The 6,116-nt window shown below is 68.2% G+C and carries 5 protein-coding genes and 1 pseudogene; 4 read left to right on the top strand and 2 right to left on the bottom strand.

From position 1 onward, the window contains the following. Positions 1 to 445 precede the first annotated feature (445 nt). Positions 446 to 598: a hypothetical protein gene (locus tag ACZ518_RS39300; RefSeq protein ID WP_469117828.1), complete on the bottom strand. Its 153-nt coding sequence runs from the start codon at positions 596 to 598 to the stop codon at positions 446 to 448. Positions 599 to 1,456: 858 nt separating this feature from the next. Between ACZ518_RS39300 and ACZ518_RS39295 the strand changes: the two genes are divergently transcribed. From ACZ518_RS39295 to ACZ518_RS39285, 3 genes and pseudogenes are all read left to right on the top strand, one after another. Next, entirely contained in the window at positions 1,457 to 2,101 is a 645-nt protein-coding gene (locus ACZ518_RS39295; protein ID WP_469117827.1) for an RICIN domain-containing protein, read from the top strand. 228 nt (positions 2,102 to 2,329) lie between these two features. Then, positions 2,330 to 3,700, top strand: a pseudogene (locus ACZ518_RS39290) (helicase associated domain-containing protein); the annotation flags it as partial. 377 nt (positions 3,701 to 4,077) lie between these two features. Continuing rightward, positions 4,078 to 4,500 (top strand): hypothetical protein, encoded by a 423-nt coding sequence (locus ACZ518_RS39285; RefSeq protein WP_469117826.1) that lies wholly within the window; start codon positions 4,078 to 4,080, stop codon positions 4,498 to 4,500. Between the two features lie 116 nt (positions 4,501 to 4,616). Here the strand turns inward: ACZ518_RS39285 and ACZ518_RS39280 are convergent, their stop codons facing one another. Beyond that, entirely contained in the window at positions 4,617 to 5,387 is a 771-nt protein-coding gene (locus ACZ518_RS39280; protein WP_469117825.1) for a transposase, read from the bottom strand. 96 nt (positions 5,388 to 5,483) lie between these two features. On the opposite strand from ACZ518_RS39280, the gene ACZ518_RS39275 reads away from it, so the two are divergent. Further along, positions 5,484 to 5,864, top strand: a complete 381-nt coding sequence (locus tag ACZ518_RS39275) for a DUF6221 family protein (RefSeq protein WP_469117824.1) — start codon at positions 5,484 to 5,486, stop codon at positions 5,862 to 5,864. Positions 5,865 to 6,116: the final 252 nt, after the last annotated feature.

The following is a 6,116-nucleotide window of genomic DNA, read 5'->3' as shown; positions in this document are numbered from 1 at the left end:
CCCCAACACTGCACGCTGGGGAGTTGCGGCGGCCGCTGCGTGGCTTGGTGATGGGGTGTGAGGCCCGGCGCTTCGCCCCGGGCGGGCCGGCGCCCGCTTCGCGGGCTTCGGCTGGGGCCTTCCGCTTCGCTCCAGACCCCGGGTTGAGCCGCTTCGCGGCCTCAACTCAGGCCGTTTCACGGCCTGTTGGGCCGGTCCGCTTCGCTCCCCGACCCTGGGCCCGCTTCGCGGGCGGCTGGCTACGAGGGAGGGGGCCGGGGTCTGGTGGTGACCCGCTCCGCTGTGCAGTTGGTAACGCATGGTCAGGATGGCAGCACCTGGCCGGGGTTGTCAATCCCCAATCCAGGGGACCGAAAGGGCCATCTGACGATCCGTTAGCTTCTGTCCGTCGCTCGAATTGAGCCGAAACTTCTAGAGCTTTATCAAATCGCCAGAGATTCGAAATTCAGACCCTTTTGGGATTCTCTGCAACGCTCAATGCGTTGACAATAGACCACGCCAAATCGTCGGAACCCAAACCCTGTTCTTCGTAATCAACTTCCGCGAGAAACGCGTCAATGGTCTGCATGATCACGGACTGCTTTTCGTCATCGGTCACGTGAATCGCTCCCTCGATGGTCCGAACCCCGGCCTCGAGCCGGGAAACTAGGTGAATGACCGAACGCCGCGTCCTGGGCACCGGCCCGCGCCCCGCAACTCCCCCTGCACAACCCACGGCCGGCCGCCGTGCCCGCCTTGCTGCCTAGCCGGCCGAGGCGCCGCGTGCGGCCGCCGAGGGGCACGCGGCCGCCTCCCACTCCCCCGGCCGGCGTCAGCTCGGCACAGGGCCGGAGACGCCCGCGCACTGACCGCACGTCACCGGCCGGGGCCGGCTGTCTGCTTGGGGCGGCCCGGCGGTACTGCCCCCGGGAAACCGGGCACCGGGCCTCACCCACGCACGCCATATCGGCACGGGCTGCACCCGACCGTAGCCGTCCCTGGCAGACCCGCACCGCCGCCTCAGAACACCCCGATCCAACCCGAGGCCGCCACACGCCCCCCTGAGCCTTGATCAGGCCGCTGCGCGGCCCCCTGGGGGGCCCTGGCGGCTTACCCGGCCCGCAGGGAGCCGCGCAGGGGCTGCATGCGGACCGCCACCAGGGCGGCCCGCATCGGGAATCTGTCAGAACGACCCCGGCCGGGCCATGGAGGCACATCATCGCCCTGGCGTCGATCGTGTCGGTGATGCTCTCCCTCCCTGCCAGGAGCACGCGGGTCGTGACGACCGCGGCGTCCGCGAACTGGGACGCCGCGGGTCCGTGGAACGCGTACATGGTAAGAAGTGCAAGATCAATGCCTTGTGTGCAGAGTGTGTTGGCTGGACAGCCAGCCGTCCGGCTGTGTACTCGGGGCCCGTTCAGGGGTCGGTACCCCGCTGACCGCTCTGTGTGGTCTCACCAATCAGTAAAACCTGGTGATGACGGCCAGATTCTGGCTGACCGTTCGACAGAAAGAGAATTACATGTTCCGCCGAATAGGCATTGCCCTGGGATCAATCGGGCTTCTCGCCAGCACTCTAATAGGAACTACAACGGCCGCCGAAGCCGCCGCGCCTCCGGCATCGGCCACCTCTGTCTCGACCTCTCTTCCACTTCCTGAAGTTGCTGTGCCGCAGCCCTCAAACAATTCGCTGACATCCCAGTCAATGACCGACCGACGCATCAGAAACTACAACAGCAGCAAGTGTCTTGCTGCCCGCGGCACAAACAACGGAACACCCGTGGAACAGTTCACCTGTGACTACCCTGCCGACCAACACTGGGAAATCGCACGTGACGGATACAGCGAAACCTTCTGGCTTGAAAACCGAAACAGCTGGAAGTGCATAGTTGTACAGGGTTGGAACGACGGTTCACCCGCATTCCAGTACGGCTGCGGGAGCTGGAATGACCAGAAATGGACTCTCATCTGGGCCACTGATGGCATCCACGTCATGATCCGAAACGTCAACAGCGGCAAGTGCCTCGTCGTCCAGGGCTACGCAGACAACGCCGTTCCATTCCAATACCCTTGCAACTCGAATTTCGCGGATCAGTGGTGGCGCGTCGACCAGTCTGCCTGATTTCGAACCGGAGGCCACGTCTCGGCTCACGCCCTCGTGGCCTCGGTTGAGGCGAGGGAATCCACCCCGGCGCTGGACGAGCCCGTCGGGCAGTGGCTGACTCCCGGCCCAACCTGAGCCCGTAGACGCCACTGAGCCTCTATCAGGGTCCGTCGCGGCCCCTTGGGGGGCGGGGCCGCGACGGCTGCGCGGCGGGCCCACCCGGCCCGGCCCAAGCGGGTTCCTTCCTCCCAGGTCGAGATCGTCCAGAACATCGGCCGGGCGCTGCGGCTCAACCGCGACGGGTCCACCAAGGTCGCCAGGATCATCGTGCCGGTGTTCCTGGAGCCGAACGAGGACCCCACCGACATGGTCGCCAGTGCCAGCTTCCGCCCCCTTGTAGCGGTCCTCCAAGGCCTCCGCACTGACGACCGCCTCGTCGAGCAGCTCGCCTCCCGCGCCCTCACCAGCGGAAAGCTCAAGATCCACGTCCGGCGCGACGAGGACGGACGGATCGTCGGCGCTGGCGGCGAAGGTGAGTGAGGGCGAGGACCAGGGCGACGGCGCCGACGCGGCGGCCGAGTCGGCGCTGCTGCACTTCTCCAGCCCCGCGACGCCACCACGATCGCCGCCTTCCTGCGCACCCGCGTCTACCGGCCCGAATCCCTGGTGTGGCTGGAGGGCTACCAGGCCCTCATCCGGTGGCGGAAGGAGAACGAGATCACCGGGCTCTACGCCGTCCCGTACGACACCGAGACCGAGGTCGGCATCACCAAGGCGTTCCCGCTCGGCCGGTGGGTGCACCAGCAGCGCAAAGCCCTGCGCGCCGGCGAACTCGAGGAGCGACGCAAGGTCCTCCTGGACGCGCCGGAGGCCGGGATGGTGTGGGAGCCGGGCGAGGAGCCGTGGGAGGCCAAACTCGCCGTGCTCCGGGCCTTCCGGCGGGCCACCGGGCACCTCGCGCCCCGGCAGGACGCCATGTGGGGCGAGGACGACGAGATGGTACCCGTCGGGCAGTACATGGCCAACCTCCGCAGGAAGGGCGCGAAGAACGGTCTCTGGAAGAACCAGGACACCGCCACCACCCGGGCCGCGCAGCTCGCCGCGATCGACAAGGACTGGAACTGCCCCTGGCCCCTGGACTGGCAGCGCCACTGCCGCGTCCTGGCCGACCTGGTCGACGCCGACGGGCAGCTGCCCGACATCGCCCCCGGCGTGCTGCTGGACGGCGACGACATCGGACGGTGGCTCCAGCAGCAGAAGCAGCCGGCCACCTGGGCGCGCCTGTTGCCCGAGCAGCAGACGCGGCTGACCGCGCTGGGCGTGCAGCCCGACCAGAAGCCGTCTCCCGCCCCCGCGGCCAGTCGTGGGGTGAAGGGGCCGAGCAAGGCACAGCAGGCGTTCCAGCGGGGCCTGGCGGCGCTCACGCAGTGGGTGGAGCGGGAAGGCGCCCACCGGCCGGTCCCACGCGCCCACGGGGAAGAGATCACGGTCGAGGGCGAGGCGGAGCCGGTGATGGTGAAGCTGGGCGTGTGGGTCTCCAACACCAAGAGCCGACGCGACAAGCTCACCGCCGACCAGCTCGCCGCCCTCGCGAAGCTGGGCGTGGACTGGGCGTGACAGGTTGGGCCGGCTCCTCGTTGAGCGGGGAGGTCAGCGAAGTGGAGGCCCCGGGGCGTCGTGACCCCCGGGGCCTTCGTCTTGGCTCCTGGCGCCGGACGGCGGTGCAACACGCGCTGCAACGCGAGCGCCCAGACCGCCCGTTGGCCGGTTTGCGCAGGTCAGAGGTGCAACGTGCTGACGTGTTGCAGAGCCGGTGTTGCACGGCCGAGCGGGTGCGCTGCGGTCGCCGGTGTCGCGTCACCGCTTCGAGTGGCTTGTTCATCACCGGCCCCGGGGAGCCTTGCCGGGAAGCACGCACCCCTGTGGTCCCCGTCGGCTATACCGGAGCGGGGCCGACTGCCCTGCCCGCCGTAGGAGAAGGAGCCCACCGCCTCATGACCGACGCCGCGAACACCCCTCCCGCCACCCGCGCCGCCCGCGTGCTCACCACCGTCTTCGTTGTCATCACCGTCGCCTACATGGGCTTAATGACCTTCATCTCGGTACCTGAGCTGACGGACTACATGAGCGGCCGGGACATCGACTTCCCGGTGTTCCTAGCCATCGCGGCCATCGCCGGCCCCGCCCTGTTCTGGGCCTTCATCGGTCTCGGCATCGGGCTGAGCAAGACGGGCTGGGCGGCCGGACTCGCCAGCACCGGCATCCTCGCCACCCTCACCTACGGGTGGCTCCTCGCTTCCTCCAACGGCCACGGCTTCTCCTACTGGCTGCTCCTCACCCTGATCGTCGCCACCAACCTCGGCGCCTTCTGCGTCATGCCCTACGCCCTCGTCCGCGGCACCATCGGACGACGCTGACCTTCCAGGCCGTCCTGCTGCGCCTCGCCCCTCCCGCGCAAGCCACGCCTAAGGGCTGTCCCGTAAATGATCTTTGACGCCTCGGGCGTGGTGGGCCGCCGTTGCGGCCCGCTGGCCTATCCGGCGAGGGCGAGGTTGTGCATCTGTGCGATGCCGAGCATGGCGTGGTGGACACCGTCTCGTTTGAGGCGGCAGTCGCGGAGGATCTTCCAGGTCTTCATCCGGGCGAAGACGTGCTCGACACGGGCCCGGACCTGCTTGTGGGACTTGTTGTGTTCCTCCTTCCAGGCTGGAAGTTCGGTCTGGCCGCGCTCTCTGCGGTGAGGGATGACGAGCCCGGTGCCGGGATAGCCGCCGTCGGCGATCGTGAGGGTCTTGCCGACGGCGGCCTTGGCGCCGGACTCCTCCCACGCCTTGCAGTCGTTGCGGTTCCCGGCGAGTGGCCGGCCGACCACGACGACCAGGCGGGTGTCGGCGTCGATGACGACTTGGTGGTTGGTGGAGTACCGGTAGTTCTTCGACCGCTCGGCGATCGTGTGGTCGCGGGTGGGCACCAGGGTGCCGTCCACGATGAGCACGGTGCCCTTGGCGAACCGCTTGCGGGGCTGGAGGGCGAGCATCGGCCCGAGGTGGTCGATGATCCGGTCCGCCGCCGACTTCGAGATCCCGAACAGCGGGGCGAGCTGCCGCATGGTCAGGTTCGTGCGCCAGTACGCCGCGACGAGCAGGGCCCGGTCCTCCAGCGGAAGGCTCCACGGCCGGCCCCTGCGGACCGCGTCCGCACCCTGGCGCCGCAGCACCGTCACCAACTTGCCGAAGGCGCGAGGGCTCAGCCCGGAGAACGGGGCTATCCAGGACGGCTCGGACGCCGTGATCACACCAGCCACAGCGAGATCATTCCAGTTGTCGGGCCTGCCAGCCGGGCCCTGCCCACAGCATGGAAATCAGGCGACCGGGCCTCATGCATCGTCCAGGATGACCCCATGAGTCAAGACCTTGTGACGTTCCTCCACGCACGGCTGGACGAGGAGGCCGACCTGGCCCGACGCAGCGACGGTGACGGCCGCGGGGAGTGGACCGCTCACGGGCACACGGTCGACTTCTGCCAAGGAGAACTCTCCGGCTTCCATCCCACGATCGCCCTGCACGTCGCGCTGCACGACCCGGCTCGTGTTCTGCGAGAGGTCGAAGCCAAGCGACGCGTGCTCTCCCGCCATGTACTCAGTCCAGCCACCGGCGACCCCGAACTACCGTGGGACAACCGCGATGACTGCCAGTACGACGGCGACACCTGGCCATGCGACGACCTGCTCGACCTCGCCTCACCCTACGCCGATCACCCAGCCTACCCGCGACGGCCCTGAGACGGAGATTGTTTGCGGGACAGCCCTTAGGACTGCTCACCGCTCTCCGCGTCCCACCTGCCGGCGAACTCCTCCAGGGCGCGGCGCTGCTGCTCCTCGCGGGGAATCTCCCGAGCGAGGACGTCACGGTCGATGTACGGGTCGACGGCGGCCAGGACTAGGAGTTGTCCGGCCGATCATGTGCGAAGCCAGATGATGACGGCGGCGGCCGTGGCCGTGCCGAGGTAGACGTGGCCGCGCTTGTCGTAGCGG

The organism is Streptomyces sp. NPDC033966, assembly GCF_055575955.1.
The sequence above is the reverse complement of the archived record's forward strand: the minus strand, read 5'-3'. Positions and strand labels throughout refer to the sequence as shown.

What these genes read in the sequence shown, in the direction of transcription:
- ACZ518_RS39285 (WP_469117826.1), top strand. Translation starts at nt 4,078, where the DNA reads ATGACCGACGCCGCGAACACCCCTCCCGCCACCCGCGCCGCCCGCGTG.
- ACZ518_RS39275 (WP_469117824.1), top strand. Translation starts at nt 5,484, where the DNA reads ATGAGTCAAGACCTTGTGACGTTCCTCCACGCACGGCTGGACGAGGAG.
- ACZ518_RS39295 (WP_469117827.1), top strand. Translation starts at nt 1,457, where the DNA reads ATGACGGCCAGATTCTGGCTGACCGTTCGACAGAAAGAGAATTACATG.